Below are 23225 nucleotides of genomic sequence, written 5' to 3'. Positions count from 1 at the left end.
CGAGAAATTGAAAAGCTAATCTAGAATTCTAGCTAATTTATATATAAAACAAGGGGTAAACAGCCGCAGATGACTCGATTAGTTAACCAAAAATTGTCTAAGGTAGTTTACAAGCCCGATAGCCAACTGAGAAATCCGGTTCGGCTATGTCAAGAGATGGCGCGAGATCTACTTGCTTCTCGGGAACTAGCATGGCAGTTAATGGTGCGAGACATTAGCGCTCAATATCGCCAGTCCTTACTTGGAATCTGCTGGGCTGTAATTCCACCTATTATCACAGCTTTGGGCTTCACTTTTGCTAACAATACCAATATCGTAAATATTGGAGCAACAGACATGCCTTATCCAGCTTACGTGATGTTTAGTATGACCCTTTGGCAGACATTCGTAGAAGCACTAACTAGCCCTATTCAAGCAGTTACTAGTGCAAAGCAAATGTTGGTTAAAATTAATTTTCCGCGAGAAGCACTAATTCTAGCTAAACTAGGTCAGATATTTTTTAGTTTTGCTATTAAGTTAATTTTAATTATAACGTTGTTTTTGTGGTATCAGATCCCAGTAAGTTGGACTGCGATCTTAGCGCCAGTAGCATTAATTCACTTAGTCATACTAGGAACATGTTTCGGTTTGCTACTAGCACCTCTAGGAGTTTTATATAACGACATTCTCAAAGGGATTACTTACATTACTGGCTTTTGGCTATTTTTAACGCCAGTAGTTTATCCACTTCCTAACGGAGGAGGATTAGCAACACTTGTACAACTGAATCCAGTCACTCCTTTACTAGTAACGACGCGGGAGTTAACGACAACAGGTGTGGTATCAAATCCATTTGGATTTTGGCTTGTCAGTCTTCTTGCCATCATAGGATTGCTCTTAGGGTGGCTAGTATATCGTTTAGCAATGCCTTTTGTAGTTGAGAGAATAAGTTCTTAAAAGAAATTAAATTTTCGAGAAGCAGAATTTTAAGTACTTAAATCGATCGATCTACCTCTTGCTAAAAACTCATTCTACCAATTAGAAATATTATTTTATGATTAAAGTACTGACACAACGTTCCTTCCCTGTTTCAATACTAAATATTTTCAGCAGACGTAACACATTAAAAGTCACTACCTTGTCGAAAGCCTCACAGTCAAGGCAAGAATCAAACCAATGGCTTAAGTGTCATGCAGCAAATATTGAGGGTTGTGTTCTTTCTATTGGCAGCGATACTGACGAAGATAATGACGGAGGACGGTATCGAGATTATTTCCAGAAATGCTCGTCATATACCACGTCAGAAGCCACTTCTGAGTTCAATGTCGATCTGGTACTTGACGTGCGATCGATGCCGCAAATTCAGAATAACACATTTGATTGCGTGTTCTGCTCTGGTGTACTTGAACATGTTGATGACTATCTTGCTGGTTTAAAAGAGATAACTAGAATTCTCCGCTCGGGAGGTATTTTGTTACTCGGTTTGCCTTTTCGACAAGCAATTCATATGGCTTCAAATGATTACTGGCGTTTCACCGAGCATGGTCTGAGATATATGCTTCGAGATGATTACGAAATTCTCGAACTCAAGTCAATAGATAATTCTGTGCCTAATTTTCCAGCTGCATACTGGCTAAAAGCGAAGAAGCGATGAGTTAGATATTTGTATATATTTTATCAGACTGTTAGATGCACTTACTTCAGCTTTTTTCTTGATTATAGTTAGTAGGAGGATAACTTTTTAATGACAATTAGTATTGCTAGCCAGGAAACATCAGAACAACAATTGGATAATGAGGTAGTTCTTTCAGTTGAAGGAGTTTCCAAAAAATTTTGCCGAGACTTGAAGCGATCGCTATTTTATGCAGTTCAAGATATTGCTACTGAGTTAGTAGGGATACGACAAAAGAGCGAAAAACTAAGACGTGATGAGTTTTGGGCACTTAAAGATGTTAGTTTCCAGGTGCGACGCGGAGAAGCACTCGGCTTAGTAGGACCAAATGGCAGTGGAAAATCCACGCTACTACGAATTATTAGTGGTTTAATTAAGCCAGACAGTGGATTTGTGGAAATCAAGGGTCGAATAGCACCACTGATTGCGCTGGGAGCAGGGTTTAACCCAATATTGACAGGGCGAGAGAATATCTATGCCAACATGTCTATTTTAGGTTTGTCTAAGAAAGAAATCGACGAGCGATTTGAGGCAGTTTTAGATTTTGCAGAGATTGGTACTGCAATTGATGCTCCAGTACAGACTTATAGTTCGGGAATGGCTGCAAGATTAGGGTTTGCTTGTGCGATTTACACGGAACCTGACATTCTCCTGATTGACGAAGTGCTGGCAGTAGGAGATATAAAGTTTAGGGCTAAATGTTACCGTAGACTAGCTAAGCTACGCGAACAAGGAACATCTTTCATTCTAGTATCACACAACCCGCATTCAATCTTGTCTATTTGTGACAGAGCTATGTATTTGTCCAAAGGTAATTTGATAGCAACAGGTGACACTGATTTAGTCATGAATAGATACGAGCAGGATCTATTTTTGAATGGATTAGAAAAATCTTCAGGATTAATGCTTTTATCAGAGAAAGCTGGAAATCCAGAATCTGATTTATATATCATATACTTATGTTTTAAGGATAAAGAAGAAAATATTATTGATTATCCTATTACTGGTGAACCTACTTATTTTTGTGTGGGATGTAAAGTATCCAAAAAACTTAATGATTTAAGTTTAGCTATATTAATTACAGAAATGTCTGGAGAAAATGATATTGTATTAAATTTGTCGGCATACATGGATGATTGCCCATTACAAATAGATGATAAAAATACTGAAATTCAACTTCAGATGCCTTATCTAGGTTTAAAACCTGGTGTTTATAGTATGAAGGTTCATATTGCTCAAAACTCCCTTACACTTTTTGATGCGATCGAGTCCTTCAGATTTACAGTGAAAGGGAATAAAAGTATGAATCAGTGTTCATTTTACCAGCCGCGGGCATGGAAAGTTACTAATAAATTAAGTTACACCCAGTTGGTTTAAAAAAATGATGGGAAAAACCTTAAAAAAATTAATCTCTACCCCTTTTAGAAACATGCATAAGCAGCAAGCAAATGATTTTGACTTGCCGCAAGCTACAATATCTAGTTCTCATGTTAAACAGTTAATTGCACAAGCTAATGAAGGCTTGTTTACTTTTGATGTTCGTGACAAAGCGGTAGGATGGAGAATTGCACTTGAAGGTGTTTGGGAAGAATCAGAAACCAACTTTATAAAAACGATTGTTAGAGAAGGTGACTTTGCAATTGATGTAGGAGCAAATCTAGGTTGGTACACAATTACGCTTGCTAACTTAGTAGGTAAAGATGGTTTTATACTTGCTTTTGAGCCTAATCCTAGAAATCATCATCTTTTACTAGAAAATATCCGTCTTAACCAAGTAGGAAATCAAGTTAGAACGTATCAATCTGCTCTTTTAGATTCAAAGTCTACTGTAAGCTTTGAGTTATCCGAATCAAATTTTGGAGACCATAGAGTTAGGTTTCGTCACTTTAACTCTAAAGAAGTAGAAAAGTATAATGAAAGCTCTCGTTCAGTTATAACTGTTGAGGCAATTACCTTAGATGAGATTCTTGCGGATAATCTCGAAAAAAATAAAGTAGTAAGATTGATGAAGCTCGATTGCCAAGGTTCTGAAGTAGCAATTCTGAGAGGAGCGCACAAGACATTAGAAAAAATAGAATATTTAGTTACAGAGTATTGGCCTTATGGTATCCGTAGAGCGGGTTATGAACCTAGTAATTTTATTCAAATCGTCAAAAGTAGTTTCACTAGCTTTGCTGAAGTACCAAAGAGGAATGAAGTATTTTATAGCAATTTCAAGCCTATATCGGAGTTCGATGCCCATATAAAAACAGAATTTGGAGCTGATGAAAAAACAAGTACAAAGGTCACTGATTATATATTTAGAAAGTAGCTTAATTGTTTGCTCACCCATCAAACTATCTTTTTGTAATAGTTGGATAAATTAAGAAATGATTCATAACTCAAAGCATGATTTTATTAAGTATCTACCTCATACCATAGCTAAAGGCTTAGTTCCTTATGGAATTTATAATTTTTTAAAAAAAGGCAGAACTCCAAGTTATATCAATCTTCTCAATAGCTATCATAAAAGTCAAAAAATTCCATTTAGTCCTGGTTATCAAGAAGCTAAGCTCGAATTCATTCAATCAACCATCTCCTCGAAAGAACTCTTTAGTTGTTTTGTACATCAAATTCTTTTACCTGAAGGTTTTGGAGCTGTTTTTGATGAAAGAGTAGTAGAGTATCCTTGGATTTTTGCCAACCTTAACTATAATCAAAATTCTAAACTTTTGGATGTTGGTCCTGCTCTTAATTATAAATTTTGTCTAGATCGGTTATTAAGCTCTAATCCAAATCAAGAAGTTACAATGTTATCCTTGACTCCTGATGCAAGGTGTTTTTATCATAATAAAGTATCTTATGTATTAGGTGACGTTCGATCGCTTCCTTTTATCAACAATTATTTTGAACAGATAACCTGCATATCAACTATTGAGCATGTAGGTATGAACAATCAGAGGTATGGGTCTACAGTCGAGCATAATCTAGAAGATTATATAGTAGCTCTTTTAGAAATGAAAAGAGTGTTAAAAAACTCAGGTGCATTACTTATTACAGTACCTTTTGGTACTTACGAGGATTTTGGTTGGTTTCAGCAGTTTGATGAAACAATGGTTAATAGAATAGTTGAAGCTTTTGTACCTACAGAACACAGCATTACTTACTATAAATATACAGATAAAGGATGGAATCTATGTAGTTCGGATTTATGTTCATCTATAAGATATAATACACACCGCTCTAACGATCCTTTCTTTTATACATCTAATCCTGTGTGTGCAGGTGCAGTTGCTTGTATCAAATTAATCAAATAATAACTAAAATAGCATAGTTTCATAGTAAGAACAAAATTTTAAACAAATGATTGGAAGGAATACATGTTAACGCTCAAAAACTCTATTTCGTATGCTGCTAGAGGAGTAAATACTGAAAGATTAAATGCTATTTTAGAAAATGCTGGGCAATCTGTACTCGATGTAGGATGTGGTAATGGAACCTACGTACTAAAACTTGCAGATCGATACAATATTTTAGGTGCTGACATTCAGCATTTTGAAACCTGGAATGCAATGCCTCATCTTTTTTCCGTTTCAGATGCTTCTGAACTTAAATTTAAAGATAGTAGCTTTGATACAGTTCTTTCTTTTGAAACGTTAGAGCATCTACCAGAACCAAAAAAGGCTCTCAGAGAGTACTATAGGATTTGCCGCAAAAATCTGATTCTTACAGTTCCAAATTGCGATATTACTTCTGGAATGCGTCAAAGCCTCATGACTTATTATCATTGGGTTGATAGAACTCATGTCAACTTTTTTGATATGGATACCATTACTGAAGCAGTTAAAGAAGCAGGCTTTAAAGTTGTAAAACATTACTATATTAATCAGCTTTCCTTACTACCTTTGTTGACTGAAGCGTTCAACTTATCTGGATTATTAGGTAAGTTCGCGCAAAAATTTTTACTAAAAAGACAACAGCGTAAATATTATATTACTTGTCTTGTGGTTGCTGAGAAATAAAAATATAGTATTTTTATTTTTTTGCATTATAAAGTACAAATGTCAGCTATTCAGGTTTTAGAATGAGCAATAAAAGTAAGATGAGATTGCTAATCCTTTTTCCTTCACGGCTTCGTGGGGGAGCTGAAGAATACTCTCTTACTATTGCGTCGGCAGCTGTAAGACAAGGATGGGATGTACATGCAGCATTTCCCAAAACTGAAAAAACAGTATCCTTAATTACTGACTTCTCAAAGAGTGGCGTGCAATATCATGAGGCAACCGTTGATGATGTAGAAGCGCAGAAACAGAAAATAACATGGCAATTTTTGTGGTTCCTTAAAACTCTTATCTTATTACTCAAGGTTAAGCCAAATTTTGTTTTAATTAACCTTCCTCTAGCCGATCTCTGCTTAGGTTCTATACTTGCCTGCGCGCTTTTAAAAAAGCCAACAGCTGTACGTTTTGCTCTGATTTTTCCCAACCAGGCATTTACTAATCAAAGATTGAAACTTTACGCATGGGCTCGTGCTAGAAATCAGCAATGGATTGCGATCACAGAATGCGATCGCCAGATTATATGTCAATCATTTAATGTTCCTGAAACAGAAATAGTTCAAATTTATAATGGCGCTAGAACTAATTTACTTTCAAGTCATCGTAGCGCCTTAGAAAAAACTGTTGAAATTCGTCGCCAAGTACGTCAAGAGCTAGGACTAGCTGAAACAAGTCAAATTTTACTAACAGTTGCTGACTTAAATCCTCGCAAGGGTCATGGCGATCTTATACCGATAGCACCATACCTAATCAAAGAGTTTCCAAATATTAGGTTCGTGTGGGCTGGAGGAGGTCAATCAAAGAATCTAATCAGTAGATTGCAAGAATATGGAATTGAAGATAAGGTATTGCTGCTAGGTTATAGATCTGATGTGCCAAGGCTTCTGCAAGCAGCAGATCTTTTTATATTTCCGACACATTCTGAAGGCTTTCCCTGGGCTTTATTAGAAGCAATGATCTATAACTTGCCGATCGTATCTTCAAATGCAAGCGGTATTCCAGAAATTGTGAAAAATAACGTTCATGGTTTGTTATGCCATCCAGGTGATAGTTATGGTTTTCTAGAAAACATTCTTTGGGCTCTTAGACATCCCGAACAGATGCAACTGATGGCACAGAATGCTCGATCGCGCGCTCAAGATTTTTCTGAAGAAAAGATGGTGAAAAGAACTTTAGCTGCCTTGTCCAGATTAAGTCATACATAATTATGCAACATGACTAAATTTGATATAAAAATTATACGCAACCTTCTTAAGAAGATTGCTTACAAATTCATATTTTTAATTTTTAAAATATTTAAAATACAAACTTATAAATACTCTTATTATGTTCGCTATACTGATTTTTTGATCGACAAGTATTTTAGTAAATCTTCAAGTGAATATTACGATCTCGTTTTCGTGATTTTTGAGGAAAGTAAAGGTTGGATACTTGAAGCAATATGTAAAGAAATTGCTACTTACTTTAAAGGAAAATACTGCTTTCACTACTCACCATCTTCCCTACCTTTATCGAAAGGATACTTTTTCGCTCACTACTCATTCTATATAGCATGTTTAAAACTAAATCCATGTCTTTGGGGTAGTAAATCTCTGATTTTTTACACTCACCCCAAAGGCATCATCAATAATGAAGAACTTGTTTATGCGATGAACTGTTCCACGAAAGTCATCTCTATGTGTTCGCAATTCGCTAAACAAATGCTTAAGGATGGTGTGAAACCTGAGAAAGTTAGCTTCATTATCGGCGGCGGAGCCGACCCAAAACTTTTCCGATCGCATCAGCGCATGAATGGAGCTATTGGCTTCTGCACTGCATATTATGCTCGTAAAGACCCCGATCGCATCTTCAACATTATTAAAATGTTGCCTCACCGAAAGTTTATTCTTCTGGGTAGAGATTGGGATCGGTATGAAAAGTTTACAGAGCTGACTGCCATGCCTAACTTTTCTTATATCGAAGCGTCTTATGCCGAATACCCTAGCTACTACGCCCAAATGGATGTCTTCGTCTCCGCCGCAATCTTAGAAGGTGGTCCTATTCCTCTGATTGAAGCCATGATGTGCAATGTTGTTCCTGTGGCGAGCAAAACTGGATTTGCTCCCGACATTATTCACCACGGCAACAATGGCTTTCTTTTTGAAGTTGATGCACCTGCTGAATCAGTATGCAAGTTAATCGAACAAGCCTATCAGATCGAAACAGATATTAGAAAAACTGTCGAACACTTGACATGGAATAACTTTTCACTTGCAGTTCAGCAACTACTAGAAAAGTAGTATTAATTCTCCGAGCGTTTTTATAAATACTCGCAAAAGATTGAAGCTATATACAGCGGTAGATGTATCAAAAGCTCGGAAGATACTACTTTATCAACCCCAGGTTTCGTTGAAAGACGGGTTGGCAAGAGAATGGAACTGGATTCAATCTTTAGCAAAAAGAGAAGAATGCGATCGGGAGAGTAAAGCTTTTATCCTTCAGTTGTAAGATTCACGCATCACTCTCGCTACTTTGCAAATTCACGGATAAATTTTTAAGAAACACTTTTAGATGATTACGAGACTGCGAAGCAGCTAGAATTGTTGTTTCACATCTCTTTTTCAGCTTGGAGCAGCTCAAATTAAAAATTAAGTTTAACAGAAATCTCAAACCCCAGTTTTAGATTCTACCTGGTATAAATAATAAGTTTCACCAGGAGCAATACTCTGGCTAGAGTTGTATATTTCAGTTAGATGAAGCCCTGGTATCTTCTGATTGAGTTTATGACTAAGTATCAGTAAACTTTTTCTGTTATCTTGTTGTATAAGTCTATTTAATTTAGTAGGAGCTACTGCTTGGAAGTCAAGATTTTTTCTTTGATTCCAGTTAATAAAGCTACCATATCTACTGCTCTCAAAGTAATAAATTGGTTGTTTTAATAAAGCAGCAATGGGAGAAACTTCGTTGTCCTGACTACCAATAATTAAGTTATTTTGTAGTTGATTTTCGGTAATAAATTTTGCCACTTCTTTGCTAGCAGAAAAGGGATGAATTAAATCCATACTATAAGCATGAATCCCAGTTAAAAGATGAATGCATAATAAAAAGTTTACGTATTGATTTTTGCGATCGCTTAGAAATTTGGCTGCACCTTTAATAAAAGAAATTACAGGACGATTTGATTCAGGATAGAAAGTGGAAATCCATAGGCAAGCAATAAATAGAATAAATAAATGTCCGTGATGCCTTAAAGAACCAAAAAACTTTTCATAAGCAAACCAGATCAGAAGGCATGTTCCGGATGTGTAGGCAAATAACACAACTGGTTTCTGATTAAATAGAGCTATGGCAGATAGTAATAGTAATAAAGATAATAAGCAGATACATAGTAGTATAAGTTTAGAGCTATTATCATTTATAAAAGCATTAGTATTCCAAAAATTATAATTAAGAAAATCTGGTATAGGGATATAACTTTTCCACACAGACGGCAGAATAGTAAATAGAAGGTAATTAATGTGATTGATTGGCGTTAAGTCTTGTTTGGCAATTCCCTGAAACTTGGCATCGCTAGGTGGAATAATTTGAACAATTGCTATTGCTATACCACAAGTCAATATAGCTATGTTAGTAAAATTTAATCTCTTAGTAGCAGAGCTTTTAGTGAAAAATTTTTCAAAGACGATGGTTATTGCTAAAGAAATAGCAATGATTAAGCTATATACGTTAGTATTTGCTAGGAAAGCTAGAACAACTGATAGAAGTAGGTAGTTTCGTTGTTGCTGCGTGAAAAAGTGACAAAAAAGGAAAATTAATAAAACACCTAAACTATAATTCCTGCTAATTAAATGATACTCATAAAAAGGAAAATACCCGAAAGTAAATAAGATTTTTTGCAATTTAGTAAAAGGAGAAAACTTGGCAAACACATAAGTTGTTCCGCTGGCAATTAGCAAATGTAAAAGTTGCATTGCTAACGGATTATCAGTGAATCTAGTAATTGCATATAAAAAGATATACCATAAACTAGGATGCCCTTCATATCTTAAGTTTCTATATAAATCAATTAGAGATGAGCTGTCTCTAGCTATCATCCATGCCTGTAGCTCATCGCGCCACATTTCGTGATTGAAAACGCCAATCAAACCGAGTACTAAAAAAGCGATAACTAACACATTTATCCAAGCTGTATCCTCTTTATATGCAAAGTTTAACCAAGATATCTGTTTTCTCAAGCCAAGGATAGAACGATTAAGTCGCTTGTTAGCTTTTAGTAGAACATCCATAAAAAACTCTTAGAGGGTTTCTAAAAAATGACCGATTTGATAATTCTATCTTCACTGTCAGCATGACAAGATATGGATTAATTCTTGCTTTTTATCATCAGACAAAAAGCAAGAACTGTTAGATGTAGAAATAGTTGCTAAGCACCCGCCCCTAAAACTCTCAAATCTTATGATTTCCAGAAATAGAATTCAACAGACTGCACGGTTATTGTTCGCGATCGGCGTGGAGATCGAGTAATACTCTACTTGAGAATTCTTCAACTTACTTGGAGAAATCTTGATGAATTTTTAGTATATCGTCAAATGACTATTTAAGGTGTTACAACGCTTACATCATCCCATTTTACATAGTCTCCTGAATTTCCTGTTCCCGAAGTACCTAGTTCGACAACCGCCCAGTATCTTGAAATCGGCACGGTAATTTCTAAATACTGCCAAACGTTTTTCTGACTTGCAGTTTTTGATATCTCAGCATCACCATCAAGATAGTCATAGCCCAAAGCTTTGAGCGTTGCTGTTGCTCCGCCATTAACATACACCCATGCACCGATTTTTATATTTCGATTTTTTGGCACATCGCCTAAAATTCGGCGGATAAAAATCTGCTTACCTCGTGATGCTCTACCACTATCGAGTCTGGCGTAGCAATTGCCCCCACGCGCTCCATTAGGATCGCCGCAGATAAAAGCAACATTTGGCGAAGCTCCCAGCCGGACATCATCGTTATCGAAATGTACCCATTCGTTGTCTGCGTTGTTAGCTAATTCAAAACCAGGGTTAGAGAACTTCTTGTTCAACCGCAGATCTTGAATTTGATAGTACGTTGCTGTTGGGTTAAAGTTCGGTGAAATTGCCCATTCGCCATGATTGTCCAGATCGAAAAACAATGCATGGTTATAGCCGTATCTTTTTAGCTGTTGTCCAAAGATGACAAACCATCTTTTGCGATAGTTTTCTCTTTCAGTACTAGAACCTTGATACCAACTAGAAATTGTACCGGATTCGCTTACTACAACTGGCTTTCTAATATTACGAGCTGCTAGCAATCGCCAGGGATTGCCAAATTCACCTTCTCGAATCTGCCCCCCATAAGCATGAATGCCAATAAAATCGGTGACCTTATCGATTCCTAAATCGATCATCTCTTTTAAGATATAGCTGCTAGGACTTGTAGGAGGGGGAGATTCAATTTTGATGTTAGGGTCAATTGATTTTGCTGTTTCGTAAGCAATGCGAGTCATATCTACGCATTGTTGTGCTGTCATCGTACCTTTGCCAAAATCTAGCTCAGGTTCATTGTTGATAATGTAGTAGAAAATCTTGCCTTTGTAACGTTCCATTACGTTACGTACGAAGTAGCGATAATTTGCCTTCCATTGCTCGTAGTTACTATCTCGGTCAACATGATGGCGAGGAGAAATTGTTGAGTGAATTCTCAGTCCAGCTTGGATATATTTGTTAACGACAATATCTCTAGCCGACCAATTGAAGCTAGCACCCTCTCGATTGCCATAAACTCCATCCATACCCATACGAACTAATTGTATACCTAAGTCCTTGGTTTGCTGGATAGAGCGGTCGGTAAATGTGGGATCGGTGTTGTAGCCAGTACCGTTGTTGATACCTAAATAGCTAGTTTGCGATCGCGCTGGTAGAGTGTAGAACAGAGTAGAAGTGACGAGTAAAGAAGTAAATATTCTAGAGAATTTATGCGCTTGTAATAGTGAGTACTTTTGAGCTAGATGTTGTAGCTTTTGAGAGAATTTCATTTTATACCTCTAAATGGAATCAATTCAGAATTAATTGGCTAAATCGCCTTATTTGTTTTCGATGCAGTGAAAGCGAGTGCTAGTTGTCAAGCAACACAGATTGCTGGCTTAAGCTAATACCTAAGCAAGCATGTTTCGATCGCTAAGAATGGTAAGAATTGCTGGCTCTAAATAGATTCTTTAGTAGTTGGAAGAACCTATTTCATGACAGTAATATCCTAGAATAATGTCATGAAGCGCAGAGCTAAAAAGACGAGTAGCTCATCTTGAATAACTTGTTGTTCCCCAAAAAAAGCCCGATACATTGGCGATTTGAGACAACATAAATAGAGTTGCGATCGCTAGTGCTGGCTGACTTGCTCCCTGCGAAAAAGGATACTTTAACAAGTTGAAATAAAAAGATAAAGGTTCTACTTTGATGCGTTCCATATTGCGACGAGCGCGTACTTGATGAAAACAAAAAGCACCGCGTCCATAGTTGTAGTGTTGTCGCCAGAATGCATATAACGTGAGTTTATGAGCGTGATAAACTTGGGCTTCTGGTGCATAAATCATTTGATAACCGTGCTGTAACCAGCGATCGCAAAACTCTCTATCTTCTCCCGCAGCTAGGGGAAAAGTGGTGTCAAAGCCGCCCAGGGAGTGGAAACGTTCTGCGGGTAAAGCTAGATTGTTAGAGGCAAAGAAGCTTGACCGATCGCGATCGGCATTGTAGTACTCATAGAGAAAATCAATTAGTACTTGGCTAGCTGTTGAGTAGAGATTATCGGGCAGGGCGTTGAGCGTCCGACCACCGACGAGACAATGTGGTGCTGCCTTGAAACGAACCTCTAGGGTTTTTAACCATTCAGGAGCAGGCATACAATCGTCATCGGTGAACACTAGAAACTTACCCCTGGCACGAGTCGCACCAGAGTTGCGTGCGTTTGCCGGACCAGAATTTTGTTGCGCGATCGCAGTGAGATTGAGTTGTTTGCGCAAGGATGCAACAACTGGCTCTATTGGTATCTCGCTACCATCATCTACCACTATGACTTCAAAGCGATCTGGGGGATAGTTTAGCTGAGCGATCGATTGAAGGCAATTTGCTAGTCGTTCGGGGCGATTGTAGGTAGGGATAATAATTGAGAAGAAAGGTTGCTCATGTGTCATATACTTCCGATAGTCTATTTCATGCAGTTTTCTCCAGAATTGTGAAGCAATTCCAGACAATTAAATTGCTTGTAATAGATGGTATTAAGGGACTTTATTAGCTACGTCAAACCATTGTAATGACAATTAAATTTCCTAGAATGCAAAACGGAAATTTTTCAAAAAACTTAAAATATTTTTTATGAATTGAAAGTTTAATGGATGTAAAGGATGACCAATCCAATTACCGCACTCTTTAATTTCTTTGTGAGTTGGCATAATATGCCTCCATTTTTCAGAATAACGAGAACCAACAAATAAGAGATAAATCGCAGCATTTTTGTGTTGACTTTGTGCTTCATATATAACTTCAAAATCATTTTCTTTAAATAAATATCTGAGACAAGTCGGCGTGAAACGCCAGAAGTCACAATACATATCTTTTCCGTGCTGTTTCTGACAAAAGGGAACTACAACGATAACGATATCTTTCGATACAAGACAAAGATTTTGAAAAGCTTTTCTTACATCGAAGACATGTTCTAATGTGGTGTGATTAAACACCACATCAAATCTTTGGTGTAGTTCGGAGGGGAGTTCTTGTGTTAGATCGAGGAAATATTCATTTTCCTTGCCTTGCCACCCTCTCTCCCCAGAATAATTAGTGAAGTAATAGCGATCTTTTTGAGTAAAATAATCTTGGTAGTAACCTCCTTCTTTATCTCGATCGTCCCATGCAGAAATATTAACTACATCCCCTTTAAAAAGGGGAGCTAACTTCTTAAGTTCTCGATTCGACCAAACTCGTGCTATTCTAAATTTTCTATCCATTATGAGTAACAATTTTAATTAATATCTTGACTACGTTAAGTAGAGTTAGTAGAACAAACTTACAGTAATTGTTAAATCTATAGCTAAAAACTGTGCTAATAGAAGAATACCTATTTGATTGCATAGCTCAAGAGTGGGTTAGCTTTTTTCTGGACTCGCAAGTTTCCATAGGCGTGGTTGATAAAAACAACATTCACTCATTTTTCCATTTGACTTGACTGTAAACCTGAATGACTCAACCACATCAAAAGTATAAATAGAACTCTGCTTTAATTTGATACTCATAGTGTATGTACCAGGTCCTAACCCTAGATAAGGCAGTTCAACTTGAAGCTCTTGTTTGCCTGAAGGAATTTCAAAAAATTTTTCATCGTGTTCGCCACTCAGAAATAAAACTGTACCCATTCCACCTTCACCACCTATTGTTTTAATTTTCAAGTGAAGAGTAACATTATCAACCCTCTGATGCGCCTGACATCCCACACAGAAATTTACTGGTTTACCGCTTACTAGTGATTTAATAATATTTCCTTCAAGATCTCTAAAGAAGAGCGATCGTATATCTAGTCCTAAACTTTCAGATTCTGTTTTTTCTGGCAAAAACAAAACTTGCGAGGACTCATGCGGATCGTTCAAAAATAAATCGTTTTCATACTTTTCTATGACTTTCTCTGTTTTGCCAGACACAATTAATTCACCCTTTGATAGATATACTGCAAAATCGCATATATGCAATATTGCCTGCGGATTATGGTTGACCAAAATAAAAGATGTACCTTTATCGCGCAGCTCATGTAACTTTCGATAGCACTTAGCTTTAAATTTGATATCTCCTACAGCCAGCACTTCATCAATCAGGAGAATTTCTGGTTCCGTATAAATTGCACAAGCAAATCCCAATCGGGCTGCCATTCCAGAGCTGTAAGTTTGTACGGGAGCATCAATAGCATTCCAGATTTCGGCAAAATCTATCACATCTTGAAATCTCTCTTTAATTTCTTGAGTTGATAAGCCCAAAATTGACATATTTGCATAGATATTTTCTCGTCCCGTTAGGATAGGGTTAAATCCAGCTCCCAGGGCAATTAATGGAGCCACCCTACCTCTAATTTTTACACTGCCAGTATCTGGCTTAATCAAACCACTAATAATTCGTAGCAGGGTACTTTTTCCAGCACCGTTTGCTCCAACCAATCCCAGTGCTTCTCCTCGCCGCAGCTGAAAATCGATATCTTTTAAAGCCCAGAATTCACCTGGACGCAGAGTATCACTTTTTCGCCTCCCACCCACCAGATCTGTTGTAATATCTTGGATACCATAGAATAAAGACTGCTTTAAGTCTCGGCAAAACTTTTTAGAGAGGCGATCGACGGAGATAACGACTTCACTTTCTTTGGGGTGAGTTGCAGTCTTTCTATCTATTATTTCAATTGACATTATGAACTTACCCTCTCAATTACGTAAGGCATCGCAAGACGAAATGTAACCCATGTTAGTAAAATCCCAACTAAAGTTATGACACTGACAACCCAAAACCCACAAGCATTTGAGATATCTCCTGTTGTTGCTAACTCTCGTGTTGTTACTAGTAACGGAGTGACAGGATTTAGTTTCACTAGAAACCCAAAGGTTCCTTCATTAGGCACGGGATAAACTACTGGAGTCAAAAAAAGCCAAAAGTTTGTTACCATTGTTAGACCTTTTGACACATCCTGATATAAAACTCCCAAAGGAGACAATAGAGTACCAATTAACGTCCCCAGCATAATTAAATGAACTAGCGCTACGGGAGCGAGAAGGATTGTCCACCTCATAGGAATCTGATACCAGACAAATAGCCCTACAATTAAGATTAGTTTGATGGCAAAGTTGAATAACACTTCACCTACCTTTGCTAAGATAATTGCCTCTCGGGGAAAATTGACTCTAGCTAGCATCGGCTTCGACAAGTTTATAGCTTGTACTGGACCATTGACTGCTTCTACAAACGTTTGCCACAGTGCCGTGCTAAACATCACATAGGCGGGATAGGGCAAGTCCGTGACACCAATTTTGATAATATTGGACTCGCTCGCAAGTGTAAATCCTGCTGCCATAGCCAGCGGTGGTAAGAATGCCCAGATAAAACCTAGAAATGATTGACGGTATTGAGCGCTAATATCTCGCACCATCAGCCGCCATGCCAGTTCGCGAGAAGCTAACAAGTCCCGCCACATCAGTTTGAATAGATGAACTGGATGCCTGAGCAGATTCTCTGGCGTGTAAACGATCGCTGGTGGTAGTTCCGGTCTTTGTAGATCCGTTCTTCGTCGTGCGGAATAGTTCTTCATGATCGGTTTCGCGACGATGATACGCTTACTGCCGATGCGCGCAGCCGCTGGTAAATTTCCAAGAACCGCTCCGTACATCGGTCTTCACTGAAGTAGGTTAAAGCATACTGACGACCAACTCGCCCCATTTGCTCGGCTAAGCTTGCATTGAGCAATAAGCGTAACAGGGCAGCGGTCAAGGCATCCACATCGAGAGGCGGTACTAAAAAACCCGTAATACCATCAACAACAATCTCTGGCTGTGCGCCAACAGCACTAGCAATGACAGATGTACCGCGCATCATTGCCTCAGTTGTTACGTTACCAAATGGCTCTGACCAAAGTGAAGGTACTACCTGCACCCAGGCTGAATCAAAATGTTTTTCCATTTCAGAACGTGGTAAGTGTCCCAACCAAGTCACGTCAGTTGCAATGCCAAGTTCCGCCGCTAAAGCTCGTAAAGCATCTTCCTCTGAACCCCGACCTGCAACGAGCAACTGCGCTTTAGGCGCTTGTGCTTTAGCACGTGCAAAGGCTCGCAACAAAACGTCAACCCCTTTTTCTGACACTAACCGTCCAGCAAAAGCAACTGTTGGGGGATTGGCAAGGGGTGGACGCATCGGTCGAACAGGTACACCGTTGTGTACAACTTCGATCGCTCCAATCCCTTCTGCTTCTAACTGTGCTTTCATGCCGTAACTAAGGGCAACCACTAGATCGAAAGCAGAGCGCCAGCGTTGCCAAAGTTGCCGCTGTACCATCAATACTGCCCAAGATTGAGGTGTAAGGCAGCGATCGCGCAGACAAGCAATTCCAGCAGTAGCTTTACAGGGACGACCATCGGGCAAAAGTTTTGTGCCTACAGGACAAATTGCTTTATACACGGCTGTTTGGTACAAACACGGCACGTCTTTAAGTAAAGTAAGGATGAGTGGTGAAAGCTGCCACATAAACATGCGTACGTGAACCACATCAGGTCGAAATTCATGCAGAATCTGGCGTAGCTTTAAATAGGCAGAGAAATTAACAGTCTGGGACAAAACTTGCAATCGAGTTGTAGTGCCAAAACAACTGTAGTCAGATAGGCAGTAGCTGCTAGCAACTTGCATAGCACGACTAGAGAATAGGCGAACATCATGACCGCGATCGCGCAAGTTCTGACGCAAGCCTAGCATTTGTAACTCGGCTCCCCCAGTTGCTGTACCATAATCATTGATCAGAAGAATCTTCATGCATCTGCACCTAGCATCGCGGTGTTGCTGTCGCGATCGGTTCTTCTAGAGCAGGCGCAGCTTGAGTATTTTTCTGCTTTAGGTGTCTTCTAGCATAACTTGCAGTCAGGTAACGATTCAGTAGTGCTTCTAGTGGTGCAAAAAGACCATACATCAATATTTTTTCTAGAGACTGATTTTTAATTCCCAAGGTTAACCGATCGATGAGAGGAAGGAGAATTGTGTTTCTGCGTCTCCATCCCAAAGCTTTGTACTTATGTTGGAAGTAGCTATCCTCTGCTAATTGCCATTTTTCGCGCAAACGACTTAGGCTAGCCAACTCCCATGCATCGCTCCAACGCAGCATGTAAAAATGCAGATCTGTAGGCTTCAAGGGTTGTCCTGGCACATATGTAATGATACTACTCGGCTCAAAATAAACTGTTCCTCCTGCCTGAATCACACTCATGCAGAAGTCCAAATGCTCTTTGGAATTAAGCATTAACTCATCGAAGAAACCTAGTTGCTCAAATATTTGAGCGCGGACTAACATGCAGTGAAACTCGCATAACTCCGTTTGCGTCCGCTGCATCTTGGGGCGCACGTCTACTACCTGATGACCTTGTTTGTACATCTTTTCCCGCAAGCGCCTTCTACCAGTAGCATCGCATACAACACGTGCTTCCCCGCCAGCACAGTGGACGACTTCATGCACTGGTTCCTCGTGACACATCAGAGGTCCAACAACCGTAGCGCCAGTTTCTTCAGCACACTGAATTAATACTTCCAACCAACCAGGTGAAACGATAACATCGTTATCGACGAAGGCGACGTACTTGGTGTTAACGCGAGCTAAGCCTAAGTTTCTAGCGCGGTTGGGGAAAAGGTAATAATCTGTCCGAATCAGTTGAAAACCTTTTTCCTGTGCTGCGGCTTCTAAGTAGCGCTGTACCTCAGTAGGGGAATTACCATCTACGTAGATCAGCTCAAATGGAATGCATGTATTCGCATAAATACTCTCCAGGGACTGGCGAGCATAGCTGAAACGTTCGCGCGGTGCTACAACAATCGTGACTTGAGGGTTTGTCATGCTACTCAGTCTCTGTTTCTAGCAGTTACGTTTTTTAATCAAGAGGAATTTAAGAATGAGGTTTGGCAATTAGACAGACACGATATCGTCTTAATTGACTTTACTAGAGATTGCCGTAGGCAATTTTTCTAGTTGAGATTGCTTTTTCAGACTCGATCTCTCTTCTTTAGTAAAATCTTCATAGTAAGAGCGTTCGGTATTGACATTCCACAAATCATGCTGCTCTCCAAGAATGTTTTTAGCTGCTAGCAGTCCAGTTAGCATGGAATGATCCTGATTGTTGTAGCGATGCATTCCATTACGCCCAATCGTTTGTAAGTTGTCAAACTGCTTTAAATATTCTTGAATGACTTGGAGATGCTGGCGATACTCGCCGTCATATACAGGATAAGCTTTGCGCTGACGAATCACAAATCCATCCTCGATCGCGGACAACTTAGACGCTAAGTTTAATTCAACAACCTCGCGACTTGCCAGATCGATCAATTCTGTATTAGATAATTCCCAAAGAGCATCGCCCTCACTACAAAAGTACTCCATCCCCAGACATGTCTTATTAGGGTTGGGAACCATTGCTGCACTCCAATTCTTAAAGTTTTGAATCCGCCCCACTTTGAATTCTGGGCTGTGAATGTAAATCCAATTATCAGGAAATAAATCTGGTTGGTTGACGATCAGCGCCACAATTAAAAAATCCCGATATTTCAAGCTACGTGCTGCTGTCAGTACCCGCTCGGGTGCTGGCGGATCGAGTCTTTGTACTAGTGCTGTTATAGGCATACTAGAGATGAAGCGATCGCCCAAGATCTGAATTGTGCGATCTCCTTGTCGGGCAGTAATGCTCTTAATCCAAGTTCCTTCCCGTTCGATGCGAGTCACTGCGGTGTTCAGCTGCACCCTAGCACCTTGACTTTCAATAATTTCCTGGCAGCGCTCCCACATCATCCCTGGTCCTAAAACTGGATAGTCAAATTTTTTGATTAAGCTCTTAGCATTTTGACTACCAAATAAAGCGTTAACAACTGCTCGTTTGAGCGACATCCCTTGAATACGTTGAGCTGCCCAATCTGCCCGAATTCGACTGCAAGGAATACCCCAAACCTTCTCAGTATATGTTTTGAAGAAGATCCTGTACAGGCGATAACCAAAACGATCGATCGCCCAGTCTTCAAAATTGTCCGGTTCAGGACCGGGAAACAATCTCGTTTTGACCTTTGCCTTCAAGTAGCTAAACAAAATAAAGATACTCGGAATAATGCCCAAATTGGATAACGTATTGAACAACGACAGTGGATAACTGTAAAACTTACCTCCGTAGTAAATCCGGGATAGCCGAGGAACTTTGATAAAATCGGCTGCTAAAATTTCTTGCCAAATTTGCTGTACTTCACCAATTTTGGTATAGAAGCGATGACCGCCAATGTCGAAGCGGTAGCCTTTATATGTCTCTGTCCGTGAAATTCCACCTACCTTATCGCCTGCCTCTAAGACTATAGGTTTGATACCTTGCTTGATAAGTTCGTAGCCAGCAGTTAGACCTGCCGGACCTGCACCGATAATAACGACAGAATAATGGTTCATATTCATATATGGGTCAATCCAGTTGTTTAGTTAAATTCTGAGTTCACACAAATTTAGAAGAACTCGTTTTGAGCCAACCCCACTGCCGCAATTGATGGCGCGCTGTACCGATAATGAATGCTAAACCGCTATAGAAGTAGTAAAACCAGTGCCAGGGGATAACTTGGAACGCAAACCGTATCCCCCGTTTGCGCCAAAAGAAGCGATAGACAGGTAGGTTGAGAAATAAGAGCGCCATGCATATTCCCAAAGCTACGGCTAAAAATCCAGACCACCAGAAGGCTGCAACTACAGCAATAAGTAACCCGAATACTAGTACGATGCTCAGGCGATTAGAAACTTGGAGATTCAGATCGTTAATTAATAGGCGATCGCGCCAAATCAATTCTGTCCAGGGAAGGGCACGATAGTAGAAGTCAGCCTTCAGTAGAGAACCAACTTCCCATCGCTTTAGGTGCTTAACCTGCAATGCCTTATTGAGTCGAATTTTATAACCAGCTTGTTTGAGTCGATAGCCCAATTCAATATCTTCTATGGAAGCCTGTCGATAACTATCGTCAAAACCCTCAACTTCCAGAAATACCTCGCGGCGAATAGCACCGCAAGCACCCCAAAAGGTTGAAGCTTCTTCACAGCCAGACTGATGCACGTAGTGGTGCAACAGGTTTCTGTACTGTGACAAGAAGTTGGTTGCATCTGGGGTATCATCGTAGGAGCCAATCAGAGCGGCTAAGTCTGGTTCGCGCTTGAAAGTGCTGACTACTTGACTGATAGCATCTGGACGAACGACTACATCGGCATCGACAAAAAATAGGATCTCACCTTGAGCAAAACAAGCTCCTAAATTACGTGCTACAGCTGGACCGCTCCGTGTATTTGTTCTCACAACTTGAGTCCCAAATTCTCTAGCTATCAACCAAGATCCGTCTGTATCTCCATCCGCCGCCACAATAATTTCTAATGGAGAAGGGATTGTGTTAGCTAGAGCAGACAAGCAGCGACGAAAATTCTCTCCTCCGTTATAAACTGGAATAATGACAGATACTTCAAGTTCATGATTGCAAAACATAATAAAACATATCTCAAAAGCTTGTCATAACAGTTTTACAGGGCAATGCCTGTGTTTTAAGTTATTCAAATAAAACAGCATTAGCAATTTATAAAGAATAGCTAATAGATGCGATCGCGGATTTACAAATATTCTATAATTAATAAAATAATTGCCTATACCCTTAAGGTAAGGTCTAAGAATTTGTATTAAAAGTTACTACATGAGAAGTAAAGAATCGCCTGATAGCTACCAGTGAATCTCATGAATCAATTCTGAAATTTCTTCTCTCTCTTCTTTAAAATTAACTAATCTTGAAAAGCCAAGAAGGTATTTTAAGTACAGGTACTCTCTTGACCAAAGTTACTAGAGCGCACTCTTAGTGTCTTCTCTGAATAACTTAGCAGCTATAGTGCTGCCTCATTTATACCTTAACAAATCTGATATACACATTTTTGCTTCCTTGTTATGGTCTCTTAACAGCAAAAACTTGTCGATACAGAAAAGTTCGGAAAAGTTCAGTTATCTTGACAAAGCTGGCTTTTGTGGCACCAATATTTTTGGAAATTGTAGTTATTTCTGAGTATAAAGCAAAAAGAATATATATAAAAGTATCTTTTGCTATAAGTAAACACATACAAAAGACCTCCTGCATGAATCAAAAAATCATGGATGTCATTCTGTTGGCGAAGCCTTCCCGAAGGGTACGCAACGCAGTGTAGTGAAGAATCTCCCAGATGTTTCGCTTCGCATGTGGATGACAATTCAAGTATTCACGCAGGAGGTCTAAAGAACTAATTCAGGTATTTGTAACACGCTACAAACACCTGAATTAGTTGATATTTTCAGTAGATAAAAGGATGAAATATCGATTCAGTTCAAAAAGCAATAGACCGATTGGTTAAGGAAATTGGCTTTTCCAAGTCCGATCTGAGGCAAAGTATTGTCGTGTTTCAATTGTTACGATATCGCTCTACAAACTTAACTACTCAGCTACCGATCGCAAACATCGTAACCAATTAATTCAAACAATCTCAAGGTGCAACTTGTCCAAAGCTAGAATTTGCATCGCCTAAGCGATATTCATCAGTATAAATAATTCGAGGGGCAGGACCTCGAAAGTTGGGATTGCCTTTGTATAATCCCATCTTAAAATACGGTCCTGTACCTTCATCATTCCAAAACGTAGCTCCTTGATAGTTGATTTTTTGAATGTAGTCACCGCTACCTGTTTTCATCCAAAGTCTAAAGAATCCATCATTGTTCCCCGTCCATTTGACGTTCACTACAAAATCAGTCCATTGCCCTCTTATTTCAGAAACTCGCGCTAAAGTGTAGTTAGTACATACAGCATCTACAGTATCGCCTCTGCGTTGGAGATCTAAGATAAAGTTACTACCTCGGCGCGAGATTTTAGAACCAACACCACCACACGGATATCTCCTACCTGGTCTGCTAGGCCAAGCCGCAAATTGATTGACAATATCAAAACCTGGATCGGTATCGCTCCAGTCTAGGGGGACAAACATCGACCAGCCGTACCAATAGGTTTTGCCGATTTCGGTTCTACGCATTTCTAACTCGGCACGTTCTCCGCAGCGGTCTATTCGATGTCTGAAAGCTGTTTGTCCAGCTCTTGTTATGTCGTACGAAGGTTCTATTCTGGAACAATTCCTATTTATAGATCGTGAAATTTCAGTCAATGAGTCAATTATACTTGCATGGGACTGACGTATTCCTACTACAAGCAGAAAAAGCGTACTTAGAAGTAGAGATCTACTTAAAAATAAGGCTGAATGATACAAACATTTTTTCTGATGTTTGTTCTGGCGATCGGTTTTTTTGGACATTATCCTCATTCTCATTGAATTACTCTCAACTTTTAGTTTGGAATGAACTCTATTTGAATTCATATTTTGCTTTTTAAAGAAAACGGGTGAAGTTTTAAAATACCGATTGTCAAGCAAGTTCGTTTGCTTCTCTAACACAAAAAACAATTGACTAAATTTTTGTTTATTTAGTTTGATTAAGTAAATCTATATTTCTAAGTCAAAATCAATTTTTTAATTGCATTTTTATTAACTGCAATGCCTGCATTTCATAAAAACTACGGGCTGTAACCTTAGCTTTATGTCAAATTTAAATTGACGATTTAAAGTTAAGTTTTTGAATTGAAACAATCTCTGCCTGACAATTGATTGACTTTGCCTTTGTCAGTTTTTATTAGTTTTTTGCAAATAGATTATTTATAAAATTTTTGTTTTTTCTCAAAATATTCCCTTTAAATTTGACTAATTTTTTT

The 23225-nt window shown here is 39.0% G+C and carries 20 protein-coding genes; 9 read left to right on the top strand and 11 right to left on the bottom strand.

The window, feature by feature from the left end; translation table 11 throughout:
- Positions 1-69 precede the first annotated feature (69 nt).
- From C7Y66_RS04915 to C7Y66_RS30880, 9 genes are all read left to right on the top strand, one after another.
- The gene (locus C7Y66_RS04915) at positions 70-936 is read left to right on the top strand and encodes an ABC transporter permease (RefSeq protein ID WP_015156553.1); all 867 of its coding nucleotides are present in this window, start codon (positions 70-72) and stop codon (positions 934-936) included.
- Between the two features lie 181 nt (positions 937-1117).
- Positions 1118-1633, top strand: a complete 516-nt coding sequence (locus tag C7Y66_RS04910) for a class I SAM-dependent methyltransferase (RefSeq protein WP_158265868.1) — start codon at positions 1118-1120, stop codon at positions 1631-1633.
- Between the two features lie 90 nt (positions 1634-1723).
- Positions 1724-3028 carry a polysaccharide ABC transporter ATP-binding protein gene (locus C7Y66_RS04905; protein WP_106544702.1) on the top strand — a complete coding sequence of 435 codons (1305 nt, stop codon included), beginning with the start codon at positions 1724-1726 and terminating at the stop codon, positions 3026-3028.
- Positions 3029-3032: 4 nt separating this feature from the next.
- Entirely contained in the window at positions 3033-3962 is a 930-nt protein-coding gene (locus tag C7Y66_RS04900; protein WP_106544701.1) for an FkbM family methyltransferase, read from the top strand.
- Between the two features lie 58 nt (positions 3963-4020).
- Entirely contained in the window at positions 4021-4947 is a 927-nt protein-coding gene (locus C7Y66_RS04895) for a methyltransferase domain-containing protein (RefSeq protein ID WP_106544700.1), read from the top strand.
- A 63-nt stretch (positions 4948-5010) separates the two neighbouring features.
- A complete protein-coding gene (locus tag C7Y66_RS04890) occupies positions 5011-5652 on the top strand; it encodes a bifunctional 2-polyprenyl-6-hydroxyphenol methylase/3-demethylubiquinol 3-O-methyltransferase UbiG (protein ID WP_106544699.1) in 642 nt (213 codons plus the stop codon).
- A gap of 62 nt (positions 5653-5714) precedes the next feature.
- Positions 5715-6893 carry a glycosyltransferase family 4 protein gene (locus C7Y66_RS04885; protein WP_199197251.1) on the top strand — a complete coding sequence of 393 codons (1179 nt, stop codon included), beginning with the start codon at positions 5715-5717 and terminating at the stop codon, positions 6891-6893.
- A 495-nt stretch (positions 6894-7388) separates the two neighbouring features.
- Positions 7389-7967: a glycosyltransferase family 4 protein gene (locus tag C7Y66_RS32280; RefSeq protein ID WP_233222531.1), complete on the top strand. Its 579-nt coding sequence runs from the start codon at positions 7389-7391 to the stop codon at positions 7965-7967.
- A 40-nt stretch (positions 7968-8007) separates the two neighbouring features.
- Complete coding sequence (locus tag C7Y66_RS30880; protein WP_158265867.1) at positions 8008-8175, top strand: hypothetical protein; 168 nt, start codon at positions 8008-8010, stop codon at positions 8173-8175.
- A 158-nt stretch (positions 8176-8333) separates the two neighbouring features.
- Here the strand turns inward: C7Y66_RS30880 and C7Y66_RS04875 are convergent, their stop codons facing one another.
- The 11 genes from C7Y66_RS04875 to C7Y66_RS04825 form a co-directional block, all read right to left on the bottom strand.
- Positions 8334-9953: a hypothetical protein gene (locus tag C7Y66_RS04875; protein ID WP_106544697.1), complete on the bottom strand. Its 1620-nt coding sequence runs from the start codon at positions 9951-9953 to the stop codon at positions 8334-8336.
- A 311-nt stretch (positions 9954-10264) separates the two neighbouring features.
- The gene (locus C7Y66_RS04870; protein WP_106166978.1) at positions 10265-11722 is read right to left on the bottom strand and encodes a hypothetical protein; all 1458 of its coding nucleotides are present in this window, start codon (positions 11720-11722) and stop codon (positions 10265-10267) included.
- 261 nt (positions 11723-11983) lie between these two features.
- Positions 11984-12874, bottom strand: a complete 891-nt coding sequence (locus tag C7Y66_RS04865) for a glycosyltransferase family 2 protein (RefSeq protein WP_106544696.1) — start codon at positions 12872-12874, stop codon at positions 11984-11986.
- 135 nt (positions 12875-13009) lie between these two features.
- Positions 13010-13684: a hypothetical protein gene (locus C7Y66_RS04860; protein ID WP_106544695.1), complete on the bottom strand. Its 675-nt coding sequence runs from the start codon at positions 13682-13684 to the stop codon at positions 13010-13012.
- 138 nt (positions 13685-13822) lie between these two features.
- Complete coding sequence (locus C7Y66_RS04855) at positions 13823-15121, bottom strand: ABC transporter ATP-binding protein (RefSeq protein WP_199197250.1); 1299 nt, start codon at positions 15119-15121, stop codon at positions 13823-13825.
- A complete protein-coding gene (locus C7Y66_RS04850; RefSeq protein ID WP_106544693.1) occupies positions 15121-16014 on the bottom strand; it encodes an ABC transporter permease in 894 nt (297 codons plus the stop codon). The genes C7Y66_RS04855 and C7Y66_RS04850 overlap by 1 nt, the downstream gene beginning before the upstream one ends.
- On the bottom strand, positions 16011-17225 hold the full coding sequence (locus C7Y66_RS04845; protein WP_015156540.1) for a glycosyltransferase family 4 protein: 1215 nt from the start codon (positions 17223-17225) through the stop codon (positions 16011-16013). Before C7Y66_RS04845 ends, C7Y66_RS04850 begins: the two co-directional genes overlap by 4 nt.
- Positions 17226-17235: 10 nt before the next feature.
- The gene (locus tag C7Y66_RS04840; protein WP_015156539.1) at positions 17236-18294 is read right to left on the bottom strand and encodes a glycosyltransferase family 2 protein; all 1059 of its coding nucleotides are present in this window, start codon (positions 18292-18294) and stop codon (positions 17236-17238) included.
- A 90-nt stretch (positions 18295-18384) separates the two neighbouring features.
- The gene (locus C7Y66_RS04835; protein WP_106544692.1) at positions 18385-19875 is read right to left on the bottom strand and encodes an NAD(P)/FAD-dependent oxidoreductase; all 1491 of its coding nucleotides are present in this window, start codon (positions 19873-19875) and stop codon (positions 18385-18387) included.
- A gap of 43 nt (positions 19876-19918) precedes the next feature.
- On the bottom strand, positions 19919-20944 hold the full coding sequence (locus tag C7Y66_RS04830; RefSeq protein WP_106544691.1) for a glycosyltransferase family 2 protein: 1026 nt from the start codon (positions 20942-20944) through the stop codon (positions 19919-19921).
- Positions 20945-21957: 1013 nt separating this feature from the next.
- Positions 21958-22773, bottom strand: a complete 816-nt coding sequence (locus C7Y66_RS04825; protein ID WP_106544690.1) for a polysaccharide lyase — start codon at positions 22771-22773, stop codon at positions 21958-21960.
- Positions 22774-23225: the final 452 nt, after the last annotated feature.

The organism is Chroococcidiopsis sp. CCALA 051 (genome assembly GCF_003015105.1).
Taxonomy (GTDB): domain Bacteria; phylum Cyanobacteriota; class Cyanobacteriia; order Cyanobacteriales; family Chroococcidiopsidaceae; genus Chroococcidiopsis; species Chroococcidiopsis thermalis.
The sequence above is the reverse complement of the archived record's forward strand: the minus strand, read 5'-3'. Positions and strand labels throughout refer to the sequence as shown.

Coding starts and splice junctions, on each gene's coding strand:
- C7Y66_RS04895 (WP_106544700.1), top strand. CDS start 4,021: ATGATTCATAACTCAAAGCATGATTTTATTAAGTATCTACCTCATACC.
- C7Y66_RS04855 (WP_199197250.1), bottom strand. CDS start 15,121: ATGTCAATTGAAATAATAGATAGAAAGACTGCAACTCACCCCAAAGAA.
- C7Y66_RS04860 (WP_106544695.1), bottom strand. CDS start 13,684: ATGGATAGAAAATTTAGAATAGCACGAGTTTGGTCGAATCGAGAACTT.
- C7Y66_RS04875 (WP_106544697.1), bottom strand. CDS start 9,953: ATGGATGTTCTACTAAAAGCTAACAAGCGACTTAATCGTTCTATCCTT.
- C7Y66_RS04835 (WP_106544692.1), bottom strand. CDS start 19,875: ATGAACCATTATTCTGTCGTTATTATCGGTGCAGGTCCGGCAGGTCTA.
- C7Y66_RS04865 (WP_106544696.1), bottom strand. CDS start 12,874: ATGACACATGAGCAACCTTTCTTCTCAATTATTATCCCTACCTACAAT.
- C7Y66_RS04840 (WP_015156539.1), bottom strand. CDS start 18,294: ATGACAAACCCTCAAGTCACGATTGTTGTAGCACCGCGCGAACGTTTC.
- C7Y66_RS04830 (WP_106544691.1), bottom strand. CDS start 20,944: ATGTTTTGCAATCATGAACTTGAAGTATCTGTCATTATTCCAGTTTAT.
- C7Y66_RS04890 (WP_106544699.1), top strand. CDS start 5,011: ATGTTAACGCTCAAAAACTCTATTTCGTATGCTGCTAGAGGAGTAAAT.
- C7Y66_RS04885 (WP_199197251.1), top strand. CDS start 5,715: ATGAGCAATAAAAGTAAGATGAGATTGCTAATCCTTTTTCCTTCACGG.
- C7Y66_RS04870 (WP_106166978.1), bottom strand. CDS start 11,722: ATGAAATTCTCTCAAAAGCTACAACATCTAGCTCAAAAGTACTCACTA.
- C7Y66_RS04905 (WP_106544702.1), top strand. CDS start 1,724: ATGACAATTAGTATTGCTAGCCAGGAAACATCAGAACAACAATTGGAT.
- C7Y66_RS04900 (WP_106544701.1), top strand. CDS start 3,033: ATGATGGGAAAAACCTTAAAAAAATTAATCTCTACCCCTTTTAGAAAC.
- C7Y66_RS04850 (WP_106544693.1), bottom strand. CDS start 16,014: ATGAAGAACTATTCCGCACGACGAAGAACGGATCTACAAAGACCGGAA.
- C7Y66_RS04825 (WP_106544690.1), bottom strand. CDS start 22,773: ATGTCCAAAAAAACCGATCGCCAGAACAAACATCAGAAAAAATGTTTG.
- C7Y66_RS32280 (WP_233222531.1), top strand. CDS start 7,389: ATGCTTAAGGATGGTGTGAAACCTGAGAAAGTTAGCTTCATTATCGGC.
- C7Y66_RS04915 (WP_015156553.1), top strand. CDS start 70: ATGACTCGATTAGTTAACCAAAAATTGTCTAAGGTAGTTTACAAGCCC.
- C7Y66_RS04845 (WP_015156540.1), bottom strand. CDS start 17,225: ATGAAGATTCTTCTGATCAATGATTATGGTACAGCAACTGGGGGAGCC.